A 921-nucleotide genomic window follows, 5' to 3' on the forward strand; every position below is an offset into this window, starting at 1 on the left:
GGTAAGACGCCGAACGTTATGGATATCGTAAACAACGATTACCTCACTAATAAGGTAGCGGAGGAAGCGAAGCAGGGGCGGGACTTAGCGCTTGCACAACAGCAGAAGTATTCGGACGCAGCGCGCGAGATGGAGAAGTTGGCGGCAGAAGTAGAGACCGGAGCTCAGACGTTTACGAAGGATATTATTCCGCAGGATGCGCCTAAAGCCGCGAAGGAAAAGAAAGCGAAGGGGAAGACAGCCGCAGAACTCGCCACTGAAGCGCGTAAGGCTGCGTATGATGTCGATATGAAAACCGTCCAGTTTCAAGCGGACTTTTACGATATGACGGCTGACGCGCAGATTAAAAAGTATGACGCGCTCAAGGCGAAACATGCGAAGTTTCTCGCGGAATCCATTGACGATGCGCGCACGCTGCAATTACAGCTCAAGCGCTTATCGGAGGATAGCGCGCAATCGCGTTACGATTTCAGTACAACGTGGATTGACGCGGAATCGAAACGGATGGAAGATAGCGGCAAGTCGGAGCTAAAGATCTCGGAAATGAAACTCGCAAGCTGGACGCGACTCCGTAATCGTTACGCGAAGGATAGCGCAGAGTATATCTCCGCCGACGATCAAGTCCGCCAGTCGCGCAAGAACGTAGCTACCGCAACCGAAGCGGAAGCACGCGCTAAATATAACGCATCGTCGAAGTGGGTTAGCGCGGAGGAACGGCGGATGTATGACGCAGGCAAATCGGAAACAGAGGTTGCGCAAATGAAGATCGACGCGTGGACTCGCGTACGGGATCGCTACGCCAAGGATTCGGAGTATTATGCGCAGGCTGACGAGCAGCTCTACAACTTGCGCAAGTCACTGACGAAGCTGACGCAGGATCTCGCGACCGATCTCGTTAAGACGCAGAAAGCCGCAATTAAG

The 921-nt window shown here is 53.3% G+C and carries 1 protein-coding gene; it reads left to right on the forward strand.

The window, feature by feature from the left end; translation table 11 throughout:
- Positions 1-18 precede the first annotated feature (18 nt).
- Positions 19-921, forward strand: a 903-nt coding sequence (locus tag CA598_RS31665; protein WP_143812503.1) for a hypothetical protein, incomplete at its 3' end; no start/stop codon positions are given.

The sequence above is a fragment of the Paenibacillus sp. VTT E-133291 genome, assembly GCF_002264395.1.
Taxonomy (GTDB): domain Bacteria; phylum Bacillota; class Bacilli; order Paenibacillales; family Paenibacillaceae; genus Paenibacillus_AQ; species Paenibacillus_AQ nitricinens.